General features: G+C 43.8%; 22 protein-coding genes and 1 rRNA gene. 2 read left to right on the forward strand and 21 right to left on the reverse strand.

Annotated elements, in window-relative coordinates; genetic code table 11:
- The 7 genes from BXO88_RS06440 to BXO88_RS06470 all read right to left on the reverse strand — a co-directional run.
- A 16S ribosomal RNA gene (locus tag BXO88_RS06440) occupies positions 1-151 on the reverse strand; the annotation flags it as partial.
- 420 nt (positions 152-571) lie between these two features.
- A complete protein-coding gene (locus BXO88_RS06445) occupies positions 572-1,141 on the reverse strand; it encodes a YgjV family protein (protein WP_078036934.1) in 570 nt (189 codons plus the stop codon).
- An 11-nt stretch (positions 1,142-1,152) separates the two neighbouring features.
- The gene (locus BXO88_RS06450; protein WP_078036935.1) at positions 1,153-2,307 is read right to left on the reverse strand and encodes a hypothetical protein; all 1,155 of its coding nucleotides are present in this window, start codon (positions 2,305-2,307) and stop codon (positions 1,153-1,155) included.
- 184 nt (positions 2,308-2,491) lie between these two features.
- Positions 2,492-2,836: a NifB/NifX family molybdenum-iron cluster-binding protein gene (locus tag BXO88_RS06455; protein WP_044994029.1), complete on the reverse strand. Its 345-nt coding sequence runs from the start codon at positions 2,834-2,836 to the stop codon at positions 2,492-2,494.
- Positions 2,837-3,036: 200 nt separating this feature from the next.
- On the reverse strand, positions 3,037-4,431 hold the full coding sequence (locus tag BXO88_RS06460; protein ID WP_078036937.1) for an alanine/glycine:cation symporter family protein: 1,395 nt from the start codon (positions 4,429-4,431) through the stop codon (positions 3,037-3,039).
- A gap of 104 nt (positions 4,432-4,535) precedes the next feature.
- The gene (abc-f, locus tag BXO88_RS06465) at positions 4,536-6,284 is read right to left on the reverse strand and encodes a ribosomal protection-like ABC-F family protein (RefSeq protein ID WP_078036938.1); all 1,749 of its coding nucleotides are present in this window, start codon (positions 6,282-6,284) and stop codon (positions 4,536-4,538) included.
- A 9-nt stretch (positions 6,285-6,293) separates the two neighbouring features.
- The gene (locus BXO88_RS06470) at positions 6,294-8,468 is read right to left on the reverse strand and encodes a Tex family protein (RefSeq protein WP_078037029.1); all 2,175 of its coding nucleotides are present in this window, start codon (positions 8,466-8,468) and stop codon (positions 6,294-6,296) included.
- 200 nt (positions 8,469-8,668) lie between these two features.
- Here BXO88_RS06470 and BXO88_RS06475 point away from each other — a divergent pair, with 200 nt between their 5' ends.
- Positions 8,669-9,286: a uridine kinase family protein gene (locus BXO88_RS06475; protein ID WP_078036939.1), complete on the forward strand. Its 618-nt coding sequence runs from the start codon at positions 8,669-8,671 to the stop codon at positions 9,284-9,286.
- 130 nt (positions 9,287-9,416) lie between these two features.
- On the opposite strand, the gene BXO88_RS06480 is transcribed toward BXO88_RS06475, so the two are convergent.
- The 14 genes from BXO88_RS06480 to BXO88_RS06545 all read right to left on the reverse strand — a co-directional run bounded on the left by BXO88_RS06480 (position 9,417) and on the right by BXO88_RS06545 (position 22,482).
- Entirely contained in the window at positions 9,417-9,644 is a 228-nt protein-coding gene (locus tag BXO88_RS06480; protein WP_078036940.1) for a hypothetical protein, read from the reverse strand.
- A gap of 294 nt (positions 9,645-9,938) precedes the next feature.
- Entirely contained in the window at positions 9,939-11,162 is a 1,224-nt protein-coding gene (locus BXO88_RS06485; RefSeq protein ID WP_044994035.1) for an NAD(P)-dependent oxidoreductase, read from the reverse strand.
- Positions 11,163-11,288: 126 nt separating this feature from the next.
- Positions 11,289-12,749, reverse strand: coding sequence for an aminotransferase class I/II-fold pyridoxal phosphate-dependent enzyme (locus tag BXO88_RS06490; protein ID WP_078036941.1), 1,461 nt, complete (start codon positions 12,747-12,749; stop codon positions 11,289-11,291).
- Entirely contained in the window at positions 12,739-14,133 is a 1,395-nt protein-coding gene (scfB, locus tag BXO88_RS06495; RefSeq protein WP_078036942.1) for a thioether cross-link-forming SCIFF peptide maturase, read from the reverse strand. The genes BXO88_RS06490 and scfB overlap by 11 nt, the downstream gene beginning before the upstream one ends.
- Before the next feature lie 163 nt (positions 14,134-14,296).
- The gene (gene scfA / locus BXO88_RS06500) at positions 14,297-14,443 is read right to left on the reverse strand and encodes a six-cysteine ranthipeptide SCIFF (protein ID WP_078036943.1); all 147 of its coding nucleotides are present in this window, start codon (positions 14,441-14,443) and stop codon (positions 14,297-14,299) included.
- A 133-nt stretch (positions 14,444-14,576) separates the two neighbouring features.
- Positions 14,577-15,341, reverse strand: a complete 765-nt coding sequence (locus tag BXO88_RS06505; RefSeq protein WP_078036944.1) for an SseB family protein — start codon at positions 15,339-15,341, stop codon at positions 14,577-14,579.
- Positions 15,342-15,544: 203 nt separating this feature from the next.
- Positions 15,545-16,321, reverse strand: coding sequence for a tryptophan synthase subunit alpha (gene trpA / locus BXO88_RS06510; protein WP_078036945.1), 777 nt, complete (start codon positions 16,319-16,321; stop codon positions 15,545-15,547).
- Positions 16,318-17,508 (reverse strand): tryptophan synthase subunit beta, encoded by a 1,191-nt coding sequence (gene trpB / locus BXO88_RS06515; RefSeq protein WP_078036946.1) that lies wholly within the window; start codon positions 17,506-17,508, stop codon positions 16,318-16,320. The genes trpA and trpB overlap by 4 nt, the downstream gene beginning before the upstream one ends.
- Positions 17,501-18,163, reverse strand: a complete 663-nt coding sequence (locus BXO88_RS06520) for a phosphoribosylanthranilate isomerase (RefSeq protein WP_078036947.1) — start codon at positions 18,161-18,163, stop codon at positions 17,501-17,503. Before BXO88_RS06520 ends, trpB begins: the two co-directional genes overlap by 8 nt.
- A 6-nt stretch (positions 18,164-18,169) precedes the next feature.
- Entirely contained in the window at positions 18,170-19,195 is a 1,026-nt protein-coding gene (trpD, locus tag BXO88_RS06525) for an anthranilate phosphoribosyltransferase (RefSeq protein ID WP_078036948.1), read from the reverse strand.
- Positions 19,196-19,810: 615 nt separating this feature from the next.
- Positions 19,811-20,455 carry a DUF4234 domain-containing protein gene (locus tag BXO88_RS06530; RefSeq protein ID WP_078036949.1) on the reverse strand — a complete coding sequence of 215 codons (645 nt, stop codon included), beginning with the start codon at positions 20,453-20,455 and terminating at the stop codon, positions 19,811-19,813.
- 232 nt (positions 20,456-20,687) lie between these two features.
- Positions 20,688-21,497 carry an indole-3-glycerol phosphate synthase TrpC gene (trpC, locus tag BXO88_RS06535; RefSeq protein ID WP_078036950.1) on the reverse strand — a complete coding sequence of 270 codons (810 nt, stop codon included), beginning with the start codon at positions 21,495-21,497 and terminating at the stop codon, positions 20,688-20,690.
- A 180-nt stretch (positions 21,498-21,677) separates the two neighbouring features.
- Entirely contained in the window at positions 21,678-22,058 is a 381-nt protein-coding gene (locus tag BXO88_RS06540) for a hypothetical protein (protein ID WP_078036951.1), read from the reverse strand.
- Positions 22,059-22,173: 115 nt separating this feature from the next.
- Positions 22,174-22,482, reverse strand: a complete 309-nt coding sequence (locus tag BXO88_RS06545; RefSeq protein ID WP_168171635.1) for an IS1096 element passenger TnpR family protein — start codon at positions 22,480-22,482, stop codon at positions 22,174-22,176.
- A 225-nt stretch (positions 22,483-22,707) separates the two neighbouring features.
- Between BXO88_RS06545 and BXO88_RS06550 the strand changes: the two genes are divergently transcribed.
- Positions 22,708-23,580 carry a gluconate 5-dehydrogenase gene (locus tag BXO88_RS06550; protein ID WP_078036953.1) on the forward strand — a complete coding sequence of 291 codons (873 nt, stop codon included), beginning with the start codon at positions 22,708-22,710 and terminating at the stop codon, positions 23,578-23,580.
- The last annotated feature ends 75 nt before the right edge of the window (positions 23,581-23,655 follow it).

Raw genomic sequence — 23,655 nt, forward strand, 5'->3', positions numbered from 1 at the left:
ATCCCCCTCTGTAAGGCAGGTTACCCACGCGTTACTCACCCGTCCGCCACTCGCTCGAGAATCACTAGGTTTCATCTCTCGCTCGTTCGACTTGCATGTGTTAGGCACGCCGCCAGCGTTCATCCTGAGCCAGGATCGAACTCTCATCTTATATCCGTGTTTCCGAAGGAAATTCGGATGCCGCCCAGCCGGCGAGGCTGGTTTCGGCTTTAGCCGAAATCAAACGAAAATGCCTGCGCAAAGCGCATTCAAATGGCATTTTCTCTGATTTCATGTTAAGAGATTTCTCTCTTTAAGTTCATCCCGTTCAGAACTCACTAGCTTAGCTTGTTCTGTCCGTTATTCTTTACTGCGAATAAATTCGCTTGACCTCTTTGGTCGCTGAAAAATTCAAATTTCTTAGAATCTTCAGGGTCTGTGTATTAATCGATCTTTGATTTTCAAGGTTCTGAGCTGTTTCAGAGAAGCTTTTGTTCTGCTCTCTTGCGACAGCTCAGTTAATATAACAATTCCTGTTCCGATTGTCAAACCTTTTTTTAATATTTTTTTATTTTTTATCAGCCGTATCTTCTCAGGCTGTTTCTTCCACCTTTTTTTCTTTGTGGCGGGCTGTCTGCTCTGCTATAGAATTCCTGAGTCTCTCAGCCTTCTTCGCCCTTAACATACCCACATAATTGGAACAGATCGTAAGTACATCAAAAACAGCCGCAGCAATATTCATAAGTGCGATATCATAGATCAGCCACATTATCTGGCATGCACTCAAGACTATCTTGAGAGTACTTTCCTTCTTGGTATCTATAAGACCTGTATATAGAACAGCCGAAATAATGGGCAGTAATTCCACCCATCTGAAACCGTTAATATAAAGGAACACTGATGAAACCACCACCTGAAGCCCGACAAAGAACATCTTCCATCCTTTGGTGAGATCACGTTTCAATATAAAAATATTTCTGATGACACTTATGACATTAGCGATAAAACCTGATGCACCACCAAGCACGAGATTACCCACTCCCATGATAAGGAACTGGACATTCTGTCCGATGAGAATATATCTGCGCTGATGTACGAAGCCTATTCCCACCATGAGCAGCGAGCCGATCAGGCCCAAAACATTACCAATAATTAAATTCATAAAATCTCCATTCAATGCAATTGTGCCGATCTGTCCTGAACCACACTTGTGACATGGTTTTCAGAAGAAATCATCGCCATGGCGGCATCCATCTGCGCCTGTGTAGTCGCATCCGTCAACGCCATCGCATACATATTAAAATTCGGGTAATCATAAACAAGTCTCAGGTTGTACTTGGTCCTGAGGTAATTCAGTTCACTGGGATCCAGCTTCTCATCTACAGTTATCAGCACGACGTTTGTAAATGTCTCTGTCGGAGCATTCGTCGCCGAATAAGCCGAAGTCTGCGCTTCAGTTGTTGCAGGAGCTGTCGCCGCAGGTGCAGTCGCCACAGGTGTAGTTATCACCGGAGCTGTCACTACAGGCGCAGTAGTTTCCGCAATACTTTCAGTAACAGGAGGAACGATCGCTGCTGTCGTTGTTTCAGGAATGCTCATAGTCTCCAGTATGGATCTCAGCAGGTTCTCGTCCGTCTGTAATCCCTCATAAACTACAGCTTCAGTCTCATCGGTCTCACCCGACTCCGACTCGCCGACTATATCGATAACAGCATTGCCATCCGCATCTGTCTCGCCGGTTGTCTCTCCCTCCGCAACGGTCTCGCTGGCATCAGGAAGCACTCCCTCTATTCCTTTACGCATCATCTCCCATTTTTCTTTGATCCTTGCGCTATTGACAAGCTGTTTTGCTGCATCCAGATCTCCTGCATCCTCCAGCTTGTTGCTTATAGAATAAAAGTCATAAAGGATGGTATCCGTGTAATAATCGACTCCGCCCCAGGTCTCCAAAAATCCGGCTTTATCTATATCGCTTAGGGAATCATAAAATTCCAGAGTCACTGGACTCACGATACTCAGGGTATAATCACCTTCGTTTGCAAGCTGAAGCATTCGCACCGCCTGGTGCAGCGTTTTCAGAGACGCACCGGATGTCCCCTTGATTCCCATGAAACTGTTCAGTCGCTCTCTGAGAGCCTCCTTCAGAGCCGCTTCCCCCATAAGGTTTTGCGTTTCAGGAACAGTTTCTGCCTTTATCTCTTTTTTCTTCACAGACTTTGTCTCTGACACTTTTTTCGTTTCATTAACATAAGTTTTTTTAGTGCCACAGGCATTTAAGCAAACCACCGATAACATCATCACCAACGGCAATATATATCTTTTCTTCATAAAATTCTCCATTACTATGACAATGTATATGAATTTTATCTTTTTTACAAAATAAATAATCTCATGTCAAGATTCTTCTTAACATGAGATCATTTTAATATTCTGTTTTTAATTACGCCTGTCATATAACAGATAAATTTTAATTTTCTGTCATTCTGATAGCAGCTGCCTTTCCGGGCAAAAATCAGTGTACGGTCAAAAGATCATCTTCAAGCATACCGGCAAGATACTTGATGATAGCATCATCCGCCTTTCCCTTCACGCCGGCATATACATCGATGGAAAGACCTTCCTCCTCGATCTTGTCAACAACTCCAGGGCCCATACCCTCAGAAATAATAACACTTACGTCGTTCTGAACCATAGCCTCCAGCTTTTGTCCTCCCTGATCGTCTCCGGCAGGAAGATAGCCATAGCTTACGATATGATTTTCATCATTAACCTCAAAGACCTTGAAACGTGGACAATGTCCGAACTGCCAATAGATGTTGTCATTCTCATTATTAACTGTAATTGCTATTTTCTTCATCTGCATCCCCTCAAATATGCAAAACATGGCTTAATCCATTAAGCCGACTACAAATGCAGTTTTCCGCAAAAACATACCATAAAACTGCTGCTTGAGATATTTATGTGTAATATGTCGGTCAAAAATGCCAAAAATATTACCAAAAAATAAAAAACAGATGACCCGTAAACCGGATCATCTGCTTCAAGCCGCATAAAACCTTACTTTTTCCCAAAATATTCTTTTGTAAGTTCAACCACCTTAGGTGACAGAATAAGTAACGCTATAAGGTTGGGTACTGCCATAAGAGCATTGGCGGTGTCCGCTATCTGCCATACGAGACTGAGCTGAACTGTTGCACCTACCACCACAAACATAACGTATATCGCCTGATATACAAGTATCGCTTTAGTTCCAAAAATGAACTCCATGCATCTTGCTCCATAGAGGCTCCATGAGAGCAGGGTGGAACATGCGAAAAGGGTGATACATGAGGCAATGATTATAGATGCCATCCTGCTTCCAAAGGTTACACCAAAAGCCATAATAGTCAGATCTGTACCCGCAGACTTTCCATAGAAACCTTCTGCGCAGCCTGAAATAAGTACGGCAACTGCTGTCAGTGTACAGATAACTATGGTATCCATAAACACCTCAAAGACTCCATACATAGCCTGATGTACAGGATGATCAACATCCGCAGCCGCATGAGCTATAGGTGCAGTACCGAGACCTGCCTCATTGGAGAAGATACCTCTTCCGAAGCCTGCCTTTGCAGCCTGCTGTATACCTACACCCACGAGTCCTCCGCTGATAGAAGCTGGCTGAAAAGCGCCCTTTATTATCATTGAAAATACATAACCCAGAGAACCTATATGCGTCACAACCACAATAATACAAGCGATAATGTATACGCACGCCATGACAGGAACCAGCTTTTCGGTAACATTACCGATACGCTGCATTCCGCCGAAAAGCACCAGAATGGTAAGCACAGCTCCAACTATGCCGATCACCATGTATATTCTCTGCATATCGTCCCCTGAAATCTCAGGATAAAACGAACGAACGACAGCTCCGATAGATGTCGCAATAGTGTTGATCTGAGTCATATTTCCTGTTCCAAGAGCCGCTACAGCTCCGAAGCAGGAGAATATCAAACCGAGCCACTTCCAATCCTTTCCGAGACCGTTCTGAATGTAGTACATGGGTCCGCCTACATAATCTCCCTTTTCATTCACTTCACGATAATGAACAGCAAGGATGATCTCAGCATATTTTGTACACATTCCAAAGAGAGCTGCTATCCACATCCAGAATATCGCTCCCGGTCCTCCGAGAGATATAGCTCCCGCTACTCCCGCGATGTTACCTGTACCTACCGTACCCGCAAGCGCTGTAGTAAGAGCCTGTATAGGTGTAAGCGCACCGTCCTGGCTCTTCTTTCTCTCAAACAGTCTGCCAAGAGTGTTTTTCATGATATGACCAAACTGGGCAAACTGAAGAAAATCGAGTCTTACGGTAAGAAATATGCCTGTTCCTATGAGAAGCACCAGTGTTGGCACGCCCCAGACAAAAGAATTAAGAGAATCCGAAATGCTATAAATTAGTTCCACTTTTACACTCCTCAGCTTTAAAGTACTAAAAGAATATAGCACACTTTATTCTTAACTCCTAATTAAAAACATACTGATTTTCAATTTTCATCCACTGTTTACGCTCAGTCCGAACCCTTTATCTCCGAAAGCTCTTCAGAATAGGTTTCCCAATCCTCATATAGCTTTCCGAGTCTTTCATCATTCACCTCATGCTCCTTGTGAAGCTCCATGAGTCGTCCGACATCTGCAGCAATAGACGGGTCCTGATAAGCTTCATCCAACTCTTCATTGCGAGCCTCAAGCTTCTGGATCTCTTCTTCCGTAGCCTTCAGAGATCTCTCAAGCTTCTGGATATTTTTCTTGAGCTCCTTCTGCATCTCCCAGTCTATCTTCTGCTCTGACTTAACCTCAGGCACAAAAGCCGGAGCCCCTGCCTGAGCAGAGCTCCTGGAACCCGAAGAAGATGCATCACCATATCTTCTAACATCCTCTTTCTTTTCAAGATAGTAATCATAGTTTCCGATATAGTTGTCAAAGCGATTCTCAAAAAGCTCAAGAATACGTGTAGATGTCTTATTGATGAAATATCGGTCATGGGAAACATAGAGGACTGTGCCCTCATAGTTGTTGATGGCATCTTCCAGTACTTCTCGTCCCTGTATATCCAGATGGTTCGTGGGCTCATCCAGAATGAGGAAATTGGCATTACTAAGCATAAGCTTTGCAAGTGACACTCTTCCCTGCTCTCCACCGCTCAGATCTCCGATACGCTTATAAACGTCCTCTCCTCTGAAGAGGAAGGCCGCAAGAACATTACGCACCTTCGTGTTGTTAAGATACGGATAATCATCCTGAATTTCATCGAAGATAGTCTTCTCCATATGAAGCACAGCATGCTCCTGATCATAGTAACCGATTTCAACATTGGTACCCAGCTTGAAGCTGCCTGTATCCGCAGAAAGCTGCTCATTGAGGATCTTAAGGAGTGTTGTCTTTCCTGTTCCGTTCGCACCTATTACGGCAACATGTTCACCTCGCTTTATCTCGAAAGAGATGTTGGAGAACAATGTCTTATCCTCGAATGCTTTGCTCAGATCCTTGACAGAAAGCACATCATTACCGGACTGCACATTAGGTGTCAGCGCAAGACGCATCTCGTTGTCGATCTCCTCCGGCTTATCAAGAAGTTCCACCTTTGCCAATGCCTTCTCACGGGACTCTGCACGTTTGATAGACTTCTCCCTGTTGAACTGCTTAAGCTTAGTGATAACAGCCTGCTGATGTTGTATCTCCTGCTGCTGATTAAGATATGCCTTGAGCTCCGCATCTCTGATAAGCTTCTTCTTTTCCGCATATTCAGTGTAGTTGCCCTTGTACATTCTAGCCTTGCCGTTATCGAGATCGATGATCTTTGTCACCACATGATCAAGGAAATATCTGTCATGAGAAACCAGAAGAGCAGCTCCGTCATATCTTTTGAGAACCTTTTCAAGCCATTGAATAGAGTCGATATCCAGATGGTTGGTAGGCTCGTCCAGAATGAGAAGATCCGGTTTATCCTGAAGAATCTCTTCAAGTCTCTTTCTGGTCTTCTGTCCTCCGGAAAGAGTATCAAAATCCTCAAGTCCTGTCTCTATGTCAGCATGCTGCTGAGCAAGGTAGCCCATCTTTTTATCCTTTGAAAATGCGATAACAGTCTGACTGTCATCAGGCTCCTCCTGCCCCAGAATACAACGAATAAGAGTTGTCTTACCGGAACCGTTGATTCCGACTATGGCAGCCTTTTCCTTTTCTTCGATATGGAAGGTCACATCCTTTAAGACCTGTTTTCCTATATAAGTTTTATTTAAATTTGCAATATTAAGTATCATAATCACCTATTATTTCTGTGGAACACCCTTCATTGACAGAGAAATCTTTTTACGTTCCTTGTCAACAGAAAGGACTTTGACATTGACGATATCACCGACCTTGACCACGTCAAGAGGATGCTTTACGTACTTATCAGCGATCTGGGAAATATGTACCAGACCGTCCTGATGTACACCGATATCAACAAATGCGCCGAAATCGATAACATTACGCACTGTTCCCGTAAGCACCATATCCGGTGTGAGATCATCAAAATCCAGAACATCAGAACGAAGTACAGGTGCCGGCACGTCCTCTCTTGGGTCACGTCCCGGCTTCGCAAGCTCCTTTACTATATCGTTCAATGTATACTCGCCTACATTCATTTTCTTCGCGAGTTCAGGTATGGAAGCTTTGATCTCGTGAAGCTTCTTCTCTATATCCCTCGTGTTTCCATTCTTTATATCCGAAGCATCAAAGCCAAGAAGCTTAAGAAGTTCTCTGGCTGCATCATAACTCTCCGGGTGAACCGAAGTCATATCCAGAACATCCTGACCGTCTCTTATCCTCAGGAATCCGGCACACTGCTCATAAGCCTTCGGCCCAAGCTTAGGAACCTTAAGAAGCTCCTTTCTGGATGTGAAGGCGCCATTCTCTTCACGGAATGCCACAATGTTCTTTGCTATGTTTTTGTTTATTCCCGAAACATACTCAAGAAGTGAGAAGGATGCTGTATTGACATCAACACCTACTCTGTTAACACAGTCCTCAACCACATTACCGAGCTGTTCACTAAGCTTTGTCTGATTCATATCATGCTGATACTGACCTACACCGATGGATTTCGGATCGATCTTTACAAGCTCCGCAAGAGGATCCTGAAGACGTCTCGCCATGGATGTGGCAGATCTCTGTCCCACATCAAAGTTAGGAAACTCCTCTGTTGCAAGCTTTGAAGCAGAGTAAACAGAAGCACCCGCCTCATTTACGATGACATACTGAACCGGAAGCTTACTCTTCTTGATAAAATCAGCGATTATCTGCTCTGATTCTCTGGATGCAGTACCATTTCCGAGAGAAATGATATCAACATGATATTTACGGACAAGTCCCTCTATAACCCTCATGGACTCAGTCACCTTGTTCTGAGGTGCCGTAGGGAATATAACAGTTGTATCAAGCACCTTACCTGTAGGATCAACCACAGAGATCTTACATCCGGTACGGAATGCAGGGTCCCATCCAAGAACAGTTTTTCCTATGATAGGCGGCTGCATGAGAAGCTGACCCAGATTCTCTCCGAATACCTTGATAGCTCCGTCCTCTGCCTTCTCCGTAAGATCATTACGTATCTCAGTTTCGATGGATGGTCCTATAAGGCGCTTATAAGCATCAGCTGCAGCCTCTTCAAGATACTTCGCAGTTTCTTTGTTTCTGCCTGCACCTATATGGCGGTTCATAAACTTAAGTATCTCCTCTTCAGGAGCTTCGATCTTTACAGTCAGTATCTTCTCGCTCTCACCTCTGTTCATGGCAAGGATACGATGACCCGGTATCTTTTTAAGAGGTTCTGAATACTCATAGTAGTTTTCATAAACCGTTTTCTCTTCAGCCTGCTTCTTCGTCTTCGCAGAAGATACTATAACACCTGATTCATATGTTTTTTTACGTATCCACTCACGAAGACTAGCGCTGTCTGATAATGTCTCTGCGATTATATCCTGTGCCCCTGCAATAGCTGTCTTAACATCAGGCACTTCTTTTTCTGTATCTATATACTTCTCTGCCTCCGTAACAACAGATGCTGAAGTTTTACTGGAAACTATAAACACCGCAAGGGGCTCCAGACCTCTTTCCTTTGCAATCATAGCTCTGGTTCTGCGCTTAGGTTTGTAAGGTCGATAAATATCTTCAAGCTTTACAGCTGTCTCAGCCTCATCTATCTGCTTTCTGAGTTCATCAGTAAGCTTTCCCTGCTCCTCAATGGAAGCGAGGATAGTGTTCTTACGATCTTCAAGATTACGAAGATACTTTAAACGCTCATCAAAAGCACGAAGCACATCATCATGCATAGCGCCTGTAGCTTCCTTACGATATCTGGCGATGAAAGGTATGGTATTTCCTTCATCGATCAGCTTTATGACTGCTTCAGCATGAACTCTGGTGATACCGAGCTCCTTCGTGATAATTTCAACAATATTCATCAGCTTGTTTTCCTCTAAAAAAATACATATTATGATAAATGATACAAGTGTCATAAATTCGCTTCACACTTGTGTCTGCACAAAAGCTGAGATATACTTTCGACACCGTAAATGACGGCAAAATGCCCGGCGTTCCAGTATCGGCTTTTGAGCCGCGTTTTATTATATCATGGAAAACAGTATTTTTAGGAGAAAACTCAATGGAAATAACAGATATCAAAATGAGACGTTTTCAACCCGCAGTTGATGCCATAAACGATTTACTCGAAGATGAAGATTACATGGACGAAGAGGTCCTGATGATAGCGATAGACGGACGTTCAGGCAGCGGCAAAACCACTCTTGCCGAGTTCCTGAGTAAAAAGTTCGATGCGAACGTATTTCATCTGGATGATTTCTTCCTTCAGAGCCACCAGAGAACTGATGAAAGACTATCTGAAGTCGGTGGTAATGTGGATTATGAAAGATTTCGTGAAGAAGTACTGATACCTCTATGGTACGGAGATCCTGTTACCTATCGTCCCTTCGACTGCAAAACGATGGTGATAGACAAAGAAAAAGAACAGATCATAAAACCGAAACGAATAAATATAATCGAGGGTTCATACAGTCAGCACCCATACTTCGGTGAGCCGTATCAGCTCAGGATATTCTGCGACATCAACGAGGAATCACAGTTAGAAAACATAAAGGCCCGTATCGGGGAAAACAATGAGATCATAGAAAGATTCAAAAACGAATGGATCCCAAAGGAAGAGGAATATATAAAAGAGAACGATCTCGAAGAAAAAGCAGATGTATATATTTCCTGGAACTGACTCTCATGATTTGAGTACCGGAAGCCAGTTAAATAATCAGCTTGAATAGCATGGCGTCTTGTTCTTCATATGAACAGGACGCCTTTTTTATGTGAGATATATGCGACCAGAACCGCAGAACGGTCTGTTGTCATGAGAACAGTCTGCGCTCGATGATCCTGTATATACGTCTGTGAAATCTAGCTCTGTGTCTCTGTCTTTCGATTTCCTTTTCGATCTGATAGATGAGATAAATGCTTACACCGCTGATGGCATACCCCAGATATCTGACTTCATTGAACTGGCAAAGTGATGCTATAAGGCCAAGTACTAACAAAAAATCGACTACAAATTCAAAGGTTTTCATATTGATTCTCATGACGTTTGCCTCCGTATCAATTTCGATGTTTGTATTTTAACACCGAACAAACTTTTTGTAAACAGTTGTTTTTGAATATTTGTTCGGTAAATAAACGTTCTGCAAATAAATGTTCGTTCAGAAAAAACGAAGCAAACTATGATTCATTTTCAGAAAAATATCCTGCCGGAAATCAGCAGGATATTATCTCATTCTCATAAACAAAAACCTCCGGCAGGAGAAAGAGCCTCTTCTCTTTCTCCTGCCGGAGGTTTAACTTTTTATATTTCAAATGATTTATGAAGCAACAGCATATCACTTGAGAAGTCCCTGCATGTACTTGTCCATGTCATCAGCGATCTGCTTTGAGACATTGACAGCAGCCACTACTGTCTTTGCGCCTGTTACAACGTCTCCTGATGCAAATACACCCGGCATGGTTGTCTCACCGTTCTCGTCTGTTTCAAGAGTACCCCTGTCGTTGAGCTTAAGCTCTTTGTCTCTCGATACAAGACGGTCCTTCGGAACCTGTGAAACAGAGATGATAACGAAATCACAAGGGATCTCCTCTGCACTCTCCTCATGTATAGTGCTCTTTCCATCCTCATCGAATGTTACAGGAGCCATAACTACAGACTCATCCTTTATCTCAAGAGGAGCCTTGCAGAACTCGAACTTGACACCATCAAGCTTTGCATACTCGATTTCCTTAACCGATGCCGCAGCAGTATCTCTTCTGGCATAAACAGTTACGTTTCTTGCACCCTTACGGATAGCTGTACGCGCTGCATCCATAGCTGCATTACCGGCTCCGATGATAGCCACATTTTCTCCGATATGGTATGCATCAGGATTTGTAAGATAATTTATAGCATAAGCTACATTACCAAATGTCTCACCCGGTATGCGGAGATGTCTGGGGCGCCATGCTCCTGTTCCGATAAATACAGAGCTGTATCCATCAGCAAAGAGATCCTTTATGCTTGTTGAACCTCCGATATTGAAGTTAGGACGGAAAAGAATGCCTAACTCGTGAAGTCTGTCAGCATAACGGTCAAGAATAGTCCTCGGAAGACGGAACTCCGGAATACCGTATCTCAGAACGCCGCCAAGCTTCTCTCTCCCCTCAAAGATAGTTATCTTATATCCCTTCTGGGCAAGAAGAACAGCAATGGTTATTCCTGCCGGACCTCCGCCGATAACAGCTACTCTCTTTCCATTGAAAGGCTTCTTCTCAAGCTTTATACGCTCAAAGCAGGAATCGGAAATATAATTCTCTATTGCAGAGATATGTACGGGAGATTCCTTTATTCCACGAACACAATGACCTTCACACTGCTTTTCATGGTCACAGACAAGTGAACATACGATTGAAAGCGGATTGTTGTTAAAAAGCATAACAGCAGCATCCATCATCTGCTCATTCTTAAGAAGTCTGATCATCTCCGGAATGTTTGTATTGATAGGACAGCCGGTGCGGCAACGTGGATTTTTACACTGAAGACAACGATTTGCTTCTTCTAAAACATGTACAGCCATAATTTTTCCTCCCTGATCTGTAAACGTTATTTATATCGGTGCGAGTAGTAAAATTTGCCATTAAATTGCGAACACTGAATAATTTAAGCTCAAAGAGGTTTATAGTCAACAAAAGTTAATTTCTTATCATTTTTTATCAGCTTTAATACATGCTATAACTTTTTGATATGGCGATGACTTGGTGAAATGAAGCTTGTATCCATTTTTGAACAGTTTCAAAAGACCCTCAACACAGTTTTCGTCCAATGTCTCTCCCGGCACCACAACAGGCACCCCGGGTGGATAACAGTAAACATACTCCGAAGATATCCTGCCTGAAGCTTCCGAAATATCAACTTCCTCAGATTCCGCCTCAACTGCACACTGAATAGTAACAGCCTGACAAAGGTCCATGGACATAAGGCTCATACCTTCCGAACGATCACTGAAAATATTCCCGCGCTCCTCTTCCCGGTCAAGTGTGAGGACAGCATCTGCAAATCTAAGTATCTGCTCTCTGTCATCCCCCGGTCCGGTCATGGCGAGAGCATTGTCCGAAAGCTGCATCTCAAGTTCAAAGCCGAACCTCTCCCTCATGATCTCCATGAATCGTTCCCCATCCATATGTGTATCCCTGCAGTTCACCATAAGCTTACTTTTATCAAAATCAAAGAATCCATGCTTTTGTAAGCTGTCCGTTCCATGGCAAAGGACCCTGAAATGACGAAGAGACATGATCTTTTCATCAAAGAGCCTCAGTGTTTCAGCCCAGTTACCGAAAACCTTCTCTCCTTCATTCATCACCATTTCCGTACAATCATCAAGAGACAGCATCAGCGGATAGGACGGAGACGAGGTTATAAATATATCCAGAAACCTCTCTATATTTTCTGTTTTCACAAGACCGTTTTTCATATGAAGAAAAGCAGTCTGGGTAAGCCCTGTAAGAGTCTTGTGAGCAGACTGAACAGAAAGATCCGCACCAAGCCTTATAGCATTTTCCGGAAATCCGGCGGACTTAACCAGACCGAAATGAGCTCCATGGGCCTCGTCCACAAAAAGGATCGCACCGTGTCTGTGACAGACAGAAGCGATAGCGGCGATATCGGAAACAACACCTTCATAGGTAGGACTGGTAATAACGACTCCGCAGGAATCCGGGTACTTCTGAAACATTTTCTCAACGGCTTCAGGGGATACCCCTCCGAATATTCCGAAATCGTGGTCGAATTCAGGATACACAAAGTGAGCAGTGATATTTCTCAGCTCTAATGCATGAAAAACTGATCTATGGCAATTTCTCGCCACGATCAGTTCCCCGTTAATAGGGCATATCGCGCTGACACCGATGAGGTTTCCTGATGTACTGCCGTTTACCAGATAAATGCTTCTGTCTGCTCCGAATAAACCGGCAGTACGTTCCATGGAATCCTTCAGTATGCCTTCCGCATGATGGAGATCATCCGTTCCCTCTACCTCTGTGAAATCATAAAGTGAGGAGAATCCGGGTGTGTGTATCCGTCTCTTGTGTCCCGGCATGTGCAAAGGATATATGCCCTTTTCAATATATAGTTTCAGATTTTCAAACAAGCTCTGTTTACGCTTCATTTTCCTGTTCCTGTGCCATCTCAGCTTCAGCCACCTTCATCATAAGGGCACACTCCATACGCTTGCGGAACAGCTTGCAGCCGTACTCATAAACACCCTTGATGTCACCTGTAGCGTGAAGAGCATTGGCAGAACAGCCGCCTGCACAGTACATTCTTGCCCAGCATTCCTTACACTCAGGACGTGAGTAAACATTGCACTCCTTGAAGGTATCTACAAGATCATGACGATCTACACCATCGAAAACATTACCGAGCTTATACTCAGGATCGTTTACGAACTGATGGCATGGATAGAGATCACCCCATGCCGTTACTGCCATGTACTCTGTTCCTGAGCCGCAGCCTGATACGCGCTTGTATACACATGGACCATGCTCAAGGTCGATCATATAGTGGTAGAATGTTATCGGCTTGCCATCCTTCTCTCTGCGGAGCATGTCCTTTGCAAGGATCTCATACTGCTCGTAGAGAACAGGAAGATCTTCCTCTGTAAGAGCACTTGGGCTGGATGGTTCTGTAACAACAGGCTCCATGGAAAGCTCTGTAAATCCGAGGTCATCAGCCATATGGAAGATATCCTTTGTGAAATCTGTATTGAAGTGAGAGAAGGTTCCTCTCATGTAGTAGTTCTTATCACCGCGGGCCTCTACAAACTTCTGGAAGTTCGGAACGATACGGTCATAGGAGCCCTGTCCTGCACGGTTCACGCGGAATCTGTCGTTTACTTCCTTACGTCCATCGAGAGAAAGAACGACGTTGTAGCACTCCTTGTTTGCCCACTCTATGACCTCGTCTGTAACATTGACACCGTTTGTTGTAAGAGTGAAACGGAAATTCTTGTTGTGCTGCTTCTCGATGGATCTCGCATACTCAACAGTCTTCTTACATACATCAAAGTTAACCAGAGGCTCACCACCGAAGAAATCCACTTCAAGATTGCGACGGTTTCCTGAATTCTCGACGAGGAAATCGATAGCTCTCTTGGCTGTCTCAAAAGTCATGAGACCTTCGTCACCCTTGAACTTACCCTGTGATGCAAAGCAGTAGCTGCAGTTAAGGTTACATGTATGTGCTACAAGAAGACAAAGTGCCTTCACCACTGTTGTCTGCTTTTTCAAATAGCCGGCAGCCTTTTCATAAATATCCTTTGTGAAAAGTTTTCCGCTGTCTGTCAGCTCCTGGATATCTGAAAAAGTATCATCAAGATCTTCCTCTGTTGCATCCTGATGCATCTTAGCAAGTTCCTTCTTTGCCTCTTCGACAGACTTTCCCTCATCTATAAGGTGGATGGCATCATATGCAAGGTCATCGGTAACGTGTACGCTTGCGCTGTATACGTCAAGCACTATATTGTAACCATTTAATTTATACTGATGAATCATTAAATCTCCCTAAATAATAATAAAATCAATAATGTATAAGTCCTACGTGTCATATGTCTGTGCATCCTGGAAAGCAAGCTTTCCAGATGCACAGCCGCATGGCACTGGACTTATACAATAAAAATGCCGGAGCATTATGCCCCGGCCTCGCGAACCTGAAAAATCAAGCGTTCTTGTTCTCGCACTGCTGGTTTGCAATACCGCAGCTTGTCTTACAAGCTGACTGGCAAGATGTCTGGCACTCGCCGCATCCGCCCTTCTCTTCTGATCTCTTCATGTCTCTGGTATTTAATGTAATGATATGCTTCATTCCAACACCTCTTTCTGAAATAAATACTTAGTTGTTGTAAGTATATGAATTTTACTAGTGTATGTATACATTTGTCAAGACTACCTTGAAATACAATGCCCAAATTAAGCATCGAATCGGGAATCTTTTTTCATCAGACTGTGTAAATAGGCTTTACACCATCTATAGCCTTCGCAGCGATAGGTGCCTTGGATGAAATAAGTGCAACACTCCTGTCATGTGAATGATGCTTGCAAATGCTCATGATCTTAGGGAAGGACTCCTCCATGGTTCCTGTGTGGTCGATGATAACAACATAATCGAGATGACCGTTTCTCACCATATCTCTGAAATATCCCTTTACGATCTTAGGATCGTTTCTCATAGCCATGATAAGAGAATTTCTAAGCTCCTCGGAAACCTCGTCCTCACGAACGTTCTGGAACTGTACATCCTCATCAACGCTTGACTGCTCACCCTTAAGACCCAGCTCTTCACCTCTGATCCTTGCACGAAGATCAGTGATAGCCGCACGTCCGATCATAAAATTGTCTGTTCCCGGATTAACAACCAGACCGAAGATACGCTCGTCACCGTAAGCAAGATCGGCGATCATAGGGAACTTGTTGATAACTGTTCTAACACGCTTTCCCTCTCTGTTCCAGCCCTTAAGCTTTTCCTTGCTTGTGAAAAGCATGTAGAAAGGACGACCATCCTTCATAGCTGTAACTCCGTAAAGGAGCTTTCTGTCCTCTGCAGACTCTTCGTTTGCGATCATAACAGGCATCATGAACTCGGCGTTGTTCATAAGCTCAGCTTCCAATATATCCTGAGCTTCCTTGTCATTGCCCTGTGATTCCTTTATCCTGGAGATAGCCTCCATCAGTTTTTCATTGGCTCTCTCGGTATAATCTGCCATATATAATAACCTCCTGGGTTCCTAATCGGATCTTTTCCGGATCATGCTAATGTCTACATATCCGAAATCCGTTAAAAACTTTCCTTTTAAACTCGCATACCGAGATAGTGTACCATAGTTTATCTGATGTGTCGATACCATCACGCTTTATGGGATGAAACCATAAATATGCCTTATCTTTACCCTGCTTCACCTATGCCTGATCAGGCCTTATGAACAGCATCAGCCATAGCCTTTACGAACTCCCCGACCTTCTGAGGTGCGTTCTTTCCATCTTTTGCTATGATCTTTACGATGGCGGAACCTACGATGGCACCGTCACTGAAACCCGCCATGGCTGCTGCCTGCTCGGGATTCGAGATTCCGAATCCAACAGCACATGGAACAGAAGTATTTTCCTTGACAAGCTTTACCATGGATCCTATGTCTGTCGAGATGCTTGAACGCTCTCCGGTAACTCCGAGAGAAGAAACAACGTAGATATAACCCTTTGCTTCCTTTGCGATCATCTGTATTCTGTCCTCTGATGTAGGGGCGATCATGGAGATAAGCTCTATTCCGTATTTGTCACAGATCTCCGAAAAATCCCTCTTCTCCTCGTATGGCACATCCGGAAGGATCAGTCCGCTCACACCTGCCAGGGAAGCCTCCTTCATGAATTTTTCGATGCCGTAAGAGAAGACAACATTGGCATAAGTCATATAAATGAAGGGAACCGAAACCTCGCGGCTTAATTCCTTTGTAAATTCAAAGATCTGATCCGTAGTCACACCGCCGGAAAGCGCTCTGTTGTCAGCCTCCATGATGACAGGTCCCTCTGCGGTAGGGTCTGAAAAGGGAATTCCCAGCTCGATGATATCCGCACCGTTCTTTGCCATCTCGAGAACGCACGCTTTGGTGGTCTCCAGGTCAGGGTCGCCGCAAGTTATAAATGGAATAAATGCCTTATGGTCCTTAAATGCTTCTGTAATCCTGCTCATTCTGTGATATCCTCCCCTCTGTAACGCGCAATGGCCGCACAGTCCTTATCTCCTCTTCCGGAAACAGTCACAACGATAATCTTGTCCTTGCCCATGGCAGGTGCCAGCTTTTTCGCATAGGCAAGTGCATGGGATGACTCAATGGCAGGGATGATTCCCTCTATTTTTGAGAGGTATTCAAATGCATCCACCGCCTCATCATCGGTGACAGCCACATACTCAGCGCGTCCGATGTCATGAAGATATGCATGCTCAGGTCCGATTCCCGGATAGTCAAGTCCGGCTGAAATAGAGTAAACAGGAGCGATCTGTCCGTACTCATTCTGACAGAAATATGACTTCATACCGTGGAAGATTCCGAGCCTTCCTGTATTGATGGTGGCAGCTGTCTCGAAGGTGTCAATGCCTCTGCCCGCTGCCTCACAGCCTATGAGGCGCACATCCTTATCCTCTATAAAATGATAGAAGGAACCGATGGCATTGGAGCCGCCTCCTACACAGGCGATAACTGCATCCGGAAGACGTCCTTCCTTTTCAAGCATCTGCTCCTTTATCTCTCTGGAAATGACTGCCTGGAAGTCTCTTACTATAGTGGGGAACGGGTGAGGTCCCATAACAGATCCTAAGCAGTAATGAGTATCCGCGATCCTTGATGTCCACTCTCTCATGGCCTGAGATACTGCATCCTTAAGGGTTCCGGTTCCTGTTGTTACCGGTACCACCTCCGAACCGAGGAGACGCATCTTGTAGACATTGAGAGCCTGTCTCTCCATATCCTCCTTGCCCATAAACACAACACACTCCATGTCGAGAAGTGCAGCAACTGTTGCTGTGGCAACACCGTGCTGACCTGCACCTGTCTCCGCGATGAGACGGGTCTTTCCCATCTTCTTTGCGAGAAGTGCCTGTCCGAGACAGTTATTTATCTTGTGGGCACCTGTGTGGTTAAGATCCTCTCTCTTTAAGTAGATCTTCGCACCGCCCAGATCCTCGGTAAGTCTCTTTGCATAGTAAAGTCTCGACGGACGATTGGCATATTCGTTGTAAAGTTCAATGAGCTCTCTGTTGAACTCAGGGTCATCCTTGTATTTGTTGTAAGCCTCTTCAAGTTCGATAACAGCATTCATAAGTGTCTCAGGTATGTACTGTCCGCCATGAACACCAAATCTTCCTTTTGTATCAGACATAGTTTTTTCTCCTTACCGCATCAATAAATGATTTAATTTTATCCGGATCCTTGAATCCGTCAGTTTCAACTCCAGAGCTGATATCCACAGCATATGGGGAAAGTCTCTGTATGGCGTCGGAAACATTGGCATCCGACAGTCCTCCGGCCAGAAAATATGGTTTCGGGAAATCCCTAAGTATATTCCAGTCAAAGCTCTCGCCGGAGCCCAGGCCATTGTCAAATAGGATATAGTCCGCATTTGTCTCCCGGGCGGCTGCAAGGTCCTGTTCTGATTTCACCAGATATGCTTTCATGATGCTGCAACCTCTTCCAATTGTAGACTCACAGCCTCCGGATTCACTATCCGACTCATCAGAAACAGCTTTGCGCTTCAGCTTCTCAATATATTCCTCTGACTCGTGACCATGGAGCTGGGCGATAGATATTATCCCTTTTCTCATAAGCCTGAGGATCAGCTCCGGCTCCGCATCCACGAAAACACCGACGGAAATTATGTCAGGGTCCAATGCCTTCCTAAGAACCATAGCCTCATCCTCTGTCACATTCCTCCTGCTTTTTTCATAGAAGACAAAGCCGATGTACTCAGGTTTCAGCCGGTTCACGGCTTCTATATCCTCCTGCCGCCTTAAGCCGCAGATCTTTACCTTCGTCATATATCCTCACTCGTTGCTGCACTTGATATATTCATCAAGCTTTTTAAGAGCTGAACCATTATCAATGAGTTCTGCTGCAAGCTTTACACCTGAAGCTATGGAATCGGTCTTGCCGCCTACATAGATGGCTGCACCGGCGTTAAGGAGTACTGCATTTCTCTTTGTGCCCTTTATCTCACCGTTCAGGATCCCTCTTGTGATCTTTGCATTCTCTTCTGCTGTACCGCCTACGATGTCTTCCTTTTTACCTCTCTCGAGACCGAAATCCTCAGGCTTTATAACCGTTGTTCTGTAGTAGCCGTCTCTTAATTCGCAGATAGTTGTAGGCGCTGATGCGGAAATCTCATCCATTCTGTCCTGACCGTATACTACGAAGGCTCTCTTAACTCCAAGCTTGTCCAGAACCTTGGCAACAGGCTCTACCAGATACTCGTCGTAAACTCCGAGAAGGAACATGTCAGGATTTGCCGGGTTTGTAAGAGGTCCGAGGATATTGAAGACTGTTCTGAAGCCGAGCTCCTTACGGATAGGGCCTACATATTTCATGGCTGCGTGATACTTCTGAGCGAAGAGGAAGCAAATGCCTACATCCTTGAGAAGCTGCTGAGCCTTTTCAACATCCTGCTGGATATTTACTCCCAGGGCCTCCTGACAGTCAGCTGTTCCTGACAGTGAAGATGCTGCACGGTTTCCATGCTTTGCAACTTTGATGCCTGCTGCGGCTATGACCATGGCTGCGGTGGTAGAAATATTGAAACTGTGTGCACCGTCTCCGCCTGTTCCTACGATCTCCAGAACTTCCATTCCGGGATGCGGAACCTGTGTGGCCTGATTTCTCATGGCAGCTGCGCAGCCCGAGATCTCGTCTATAGTCTCAGCCTTCGTAGACTTTGTGGAAAGGGCTGCAAGGAACGCCGCATTCTGTGTAGGAGTCGTCTGTCCTGTCATGATCTCTGTCATGACCTGATAAGCCTCGTCGTAAGTTAAATCACCTTTTAAAGTTGCAATCTTTTCAATAGCATTCTTGATCATTTTTATCTCCTTCCGGGATATACCCTTTTTGAAAAATCATCTCGCCTTGCATAGGTGTATAAAAAAATCCCTGACAAAGTCACTATAAAAGACTCTGTCAGGGACGAATAATCGCGGTGCCACCCTGTTTCACGATAAATGAATCGTGCGCTTTGCGAGATACCAACATATCTCCGACAACTAACGTATGTCTCACGTCACAGGATACTCAGCAGTACTTTTAGATTCACTCGATATATCCCGCTTCTCATAAAACGAAGCCTATCGATACATCGAAATCCTTTTCTGCTTTTCATTGTGCCCTTAGCGGTCCATTTGCTATGCTGTGTTCTGCCGGATTCTCACCATCGCCGACTCTCTGTGGGAGCATACATAGTTTAATCTCCGCTTCAACGGTTTAAACTATTAACTTTCTATTTACGATAAAACTTTTGAATAAAATTGTCAATCGCATTTAATTAACTCAGGATGCTGATATTTTATATCAACGATAACCTTCTATTTATATTTTCATAATATTTTTTGTCTGCTCATTATCAAAAAACCGTATCCCTTTTCCAATAAGGGATACGGTTCAGCAATTATAAATCAGCCTATGAAATTACATCGGATACATCAAAGTCCGTTTGATCTGTTGTAACCGGCACAGATAGCATTAGTGTTCTTGATGATGATGCTCCATGCGATAATCGGACCAAGACCGCAGAGGAATGAACCTAAAACAGTCCATAAAAGAATAGTTGTACCATTCTCCTGGAAATTCATACCATAACGTGGAGCGTTGTTTGCAAGTCTGTTTCCGAGACAATACTGCCAGTACCATCCGTAAATGCCACAGGTAATAACAGAAAGAAGGATATACTTCACTAAGCCCGCTGTCTCTTCTCCGTCTCCTGCCATCGCGATGTTTACATCCTGAATCAGCTTATATAAAAAGTAAAGTGAATAGATACCGCAGGTTACGATGGAAAGAAGGATATACATCCATATACTTCTGTCTTCCTTGAGTCTTCCGCCCATATATGAACCTCCGTTATTTCCATTGTTTGCGTTGTAAGTTCCTGTGTTGCCGCTGAAACCGTTGGCAACATCCTGAGCCGCAGTTCGAAGCTCATTCTCAGCATCATTGAAAGCGCTGTTAGCCGCATTCACCGCACCCTGTCCGAGATCCTTTAAATTCACTGAATTGACAGGTTCTCCGCAAACCGGACAGAACTTTGTATCATCCGGCATCTCTTTACCACATTTTTTGCAAAACATACTTTGCCCCCTCATTAAGTTTTCTGAATATTCTCAGAAAATATTTTTTTCATCGTATAGTATAACACAGTATATTCTCGATAAATCTGCGATTTTCTGAATTAAGTCTTACAGTCAATTAATCAAAAAGAGAATAAAAAGTCAGATTTTTACACAACTGTATTCCACAGAAATTGTAAAAATCTGACCTTTCTTTTATTTGATGGTTTTAATTTTCAAAGTATGTGCCTGCTCAGCTGACGATTTTTTCCACGAACGGGCCGTACCTGAGTTCATTCAGCATAGCCTTTTTGTCCTGAGCTCTCATGAGGGTCTCACCAATGAGCACGCCGTTAACATTACCCTCCTCAAGAACCTCTATATCCTCATGACTCGTTATACCGCTTTCTGCAATAAAAAGTATATCCTCAGGCACATCCTTTCTGAGATTAATGCTGTTATGGATATCAACTGTGAAATCCTTCAGATTGCGATTATTGACGCCTATGATTCTGGCTCCGGCACGGACTGCCTTTTTCACCTCATCCTCGTCATGAGCCTCACAAATGGCTGATAGTCCGAGACTATCCGCGATTTTGATATATTCTCTCATGGTATCCTCATCAAGGAGCGCACAAATGAGAAGTATGATCTGGGCTCCGAGAACCTTCGCCTCATAAATCATATAAGGATCAATAGTGAAATCCTTTCTGAGACAGGGCAGCTTCACTGTCTCTGCGATCTGTCGGAGATATTCATTACTTCCCTTGAACCACTTCGGCTCAGTGAGCACAGAAATAGCAGTGGCTCCGGCTTTCTCATATTCATATGCTATCTTAAGATATGGAAAATCAACTGCTATAAGTCCCTTGGAGGGTGAAGCCTTTTTACACTCACAGATAAAACTGATACCCGGTTCCTTCAGGGCTTTCTCAAATGGAAAACCTGTATTGCAGTTCAGCTTTTCTGCCCTCTGCTTCATCTCCTGCGGAGAAACAATTTTCTTTGCCTTTTCCACTCGCTTTCTCGTATGTTCAGCGATGTCTTCAAGAATATTAGTCATGGTCTTATTCTCCCCTATACTGATTTTTAACGACATGGCTATAACTTTACATAATTTTATATGAGCATCGTATCACACCGAGTTATGCTTGTAATCTATCAAAAAGGACTATCTGTTATAACAAACAGATAGTCCCTGCGCGGCTTTTGTATTTAATTTTGTAATATTTGCCGAATCATATCACCGATCTTCTTTTCTGATATGCTGTGTAAGCTGAATAGAGAATCCGCTTTCCGAGATCATAAGGCAGGACTTCGCATGCTCTGATTCTACAGTATGATCTTCTCCGGTAGCATTTTTGAATCCGTGATCCTTCAGAAATGCATAAGCTTCATCAAAGTCACGAACATTCATACGCATGGTAGTGATGTCCTTCTCTGCATGAATCTGTGCTACATCAAGATGGAAGCCATTGGCATCCTTCATGCGGACACTGGTAATGTCTTTATTATCTACATTATCAACTGTGTGACGTTTCTCAAAGCCCAGCTCTTCAAAGAGCTTGATGATATCATCTGCATGGCTTGAAAGGATCATGGGGTTAAAAGTTGTGATCTGCATATTTTTGCCTCCTCGTCTCTGAATTATGCATTTATAAATAAACTTTTTATAAAAAAATTCGGCATCATTCAGGATGGTATAAGCAAGATAAGCCCCTTTTTGAAAAAATAATCTGTTATTCAAATTTGATAAATTTCACTGTTCTTGTCCATTCATTTGAATAATCGTACATAAACATAAACTGATCTCCGGGTTTCAGTCCTTTATCTTTTATTTTAGAGGCTATAGCCACCTGTCCGTCATCGTCACTTGTCCCCGGAAAATCTGTTGAGCTGGTAAATTCTCCGTCTTCAAACTCAAATTCGAACATATTGGAAGGGTAAATATTGAAAGCCTTCAGGATCTCATATCCAAGCTCCTCGAAGGTTGCCGTTTCCTCATCCAAAATTATATCCTTCTGTCCGGCTTTAAAATGATATTTCATATATTTATTCCTTTTCTCTTTATTTGTGAGATCACAAGCGTAAGGCAGACTTGTGATGCCCATATCATATTATACCCATAATGAAATTAAACAAAAATAGTGAACCGGTTTACAACACTTTTCACAAAGTTTTGAAATCGCTTTCATTTTTGCCTCCAAACCCTTGAATCGGCATTGTGAATAATCTATCATTAATTAAGATTTTAAAAAAAAGGAGATAATATCATGGCAGGAATTTTGGATAAATTCAGACTCGATGGCAAGGTAGCATGGGTTACCGGTGCTTCATACGGGCTGGGACTTGCTTATGCAAAGGCATTTGCAGAAGCAGGCGCAAAGAAGATCGTTTTCAATGATATCAATCAGGAGCTCGTTGACAGAGGTCTCGCAGAGTACAAGAAGGCTGGAATCGATGCTTACGGCGCAGTTTGCGATGTTACAAACGAGGAGCAGGTCAATGCTTTCGTAAAGACTGTTGAAGAAAAGTTCGGCGGCGTTGATATCCTCGTTAACAACGCGGGAATCATCAAGAGAATCCCTATGACTGAGATGACAAAGCAGCAGTGGGATCAGGTTATCAATGTAGATCTCACAGGTCCTTTCCTTTGCTCAAAGGCCGTTCTCCCTGGAATGATCGCAAAAAAAGCCGGAAAGATCATCAATGCATGTTCTATGATGTCTGAGCTTGGACGTGAGACTGTATCTGCATACGCTGCAGCCAAGGGCGGTCTCAAGATGCTCACAAAGAATGTATGCTCAGAGTACGGTCAGTACAACATTCAGTGCAACGCTATCGGACCTGGATATATCGCTACTCCTCAGACAGCTGCTCTTCGTGAGAAGCAGGCTGATGGTTCCATGGCACCATTCGATCGTTTCATCCGTTCAAAGACACCTGCACAGAGATGGGGCGAGACAGAGGATCTTCAGGGTCTTGCTGTATTCCTTGCTTCACCTGCATCTGACTTCATCAACGGACAGGTAGTTTACATCGACGGCGGTATCCTTGCTTATATCGGCCAGGATCCAAGCCAGCTGGATGAATCGAAGTTCCAGGAAGTTACAGGCGTTGAGGATGTCAACGTTGTTGATAAGTAAGCATTGACACAAATATCTTCCATAAGAATAACTGGCATTAAAAAATCGTTTTACAGAGCGATTCCCCTATTATGA

The sequence above is a fragment of the Oribacterium sp. C9 genome, assembly GCF_002007235.1.
GTDB lineage: Bacteria > Bacillota > Clostridia > Lachnospirales > Lachnospiraceae > Oribacterium.

Excerpts from the sequence above, each read along its gene's own strand:
- scfA (WP_078036943.1), bottom strand. The coding sequence starts at position 14,443 with ATGAAGCATATCATTACATTAAATACCAGAGACATGAAGAGATCAGAA.
- BXO88_RS06505 (WP_078036944.1), bottom strand. The coding sequence starts at position 15,341 with ATGGCAGATTATACCGAGAGAGCCAATGAAAAACTGATGGAGGCTATC.
- trpD (WP_078036948.1), bottom strand. The coding sequence starts at position 19,195 with ATGATCAAGAATGCTATTGAAAAGATTGCAACTTTAAAAGGTGATTTA.
- BXO88_RS06540 (WP_078036951.1), bottom strand. The coding sequence starts at position 22,058 with ATGCAGATCACAACTTTTAACCCCATGATCCTTTCAAGCCATGCAGAT.
- abc-f (WP_078036938.1), bottom strand. The coding sequence starts at position 6,284 with ATGATACTTAATATTGCAAATTTAAATAAAACTTATATAGGAAAACAG.
- BXO88_RS06480 (WP_078036940.1), bottom strand. The coding sequence starts at position 9,644 with ATGAGAATCAATATGAAAACCTTTGAATTTGTAGTCGATTTTTTGTTA.
- trpC (WP_078036950.1), bottom strand. The coding sequence starts at position 21,497 with ATGACTAATATTCTTGAAGACATCGCTGAACATACGAGAAAGCGAGTG.
- BXO88_RS06450 (WP_078036935.1), bottom strand. The coding sequence starts at position 2,307 with ATGAAGAAAAGATATATATTGCCGTTGGTGATGATGTTATCGGTGGTT.
- scfB (WP_078036942.1), bottom strand. The coding sequence starts at position 14,133 with ATGATTCATCAGTATAAATTAAATGGTTACAATATAGTGCTTGACGTA.
- trpA (WP_078036945.1), bottom strand. The coding sequence starts at position 16,321 with ATGAGCAGGATTACAGAAGCATTTAAGGACCATAAGGCATTTATTCCA.
- BXO88_RS06530 (WP_078036949.1), bottom strand. The coding sequence starts at position 20,455 with ATGTTTTGCAAAAAATGTGGTAAAGAGATGCCGGATGATACAAAGTTC.
- BXO88_RS06485 (WP_044994035.1), bottom strand. The coding sequence starts at position 11,162 with ATGGCTGTACATGTTTTAGAAGAAGCAAATCGTTGTCTTCAGTGTAAA.
- BXO88_RS06475 (WP_078036939.1), top strand. The coding sequence starts at position 8,669 with ATGGAAATAACAGATATCAAAATGAGACGTTTTCAACCCGCAGTTGAT.
- BXO88_RS06520 (WP_078036947.1), bottom strand. The coding sequence starts at position 18,163 with ATGACGAAGGTAAAGATCTGCGGCTTAAGGCGGCAGGAGGATATAGAA.
- trpB (WP_078036946.1), bottom strand. The coding sequence starts at position 17,508 with ATGTCTGATACAAAAGGAAGATTTGGTGTTCATGGCGGACAGTACATA.
- BXO88_RS06550 (WP_078036953.1), top strand. The coding sequence starts at position 22,708 with ATGGCAGGAATTTTGGATAAATTCAGACTCGATGGCAAGGTAGCATGG.
- BXO88_RS06545 (WP_168171635.1), bottom strand. The coding sequence starts at position 22,482 with ATGAAATATCATTTTAAAGCCGGACAGAAGGATATAATTTTGGATGAG.
- BXO88_RS06445 (WP_078036934.1), bottom strand. The coding sequence starts at position 1,141 with ATGAATTTAATTATTGGTAATGTTTTGGGCCTGATCGGCTCGCTGCTC.
- BXO88_RS06470 (WP_078037029.1), bottom strand. The coding sequence starts at position 8,468 with ATGAATATTGTTGAAATTATCACGAAGGAGCTCGGTATCACCAGAGTT.
- BXO88_RS06455 (WP_044994029.1), bottom strand. The coding sequence starts at position 2,836 with ATGAAGAAAATAGCAATTACAGTTAATAATGAGAATGACAACATCTAT.
- BXO88_RS06490 (WP_078036941.1), bottom strand. The coding sequence starts at position 12,749 with ATGAAGCGTAAACAGAGCTTGTTTGAAAATCTGAAACTATATATTGAA.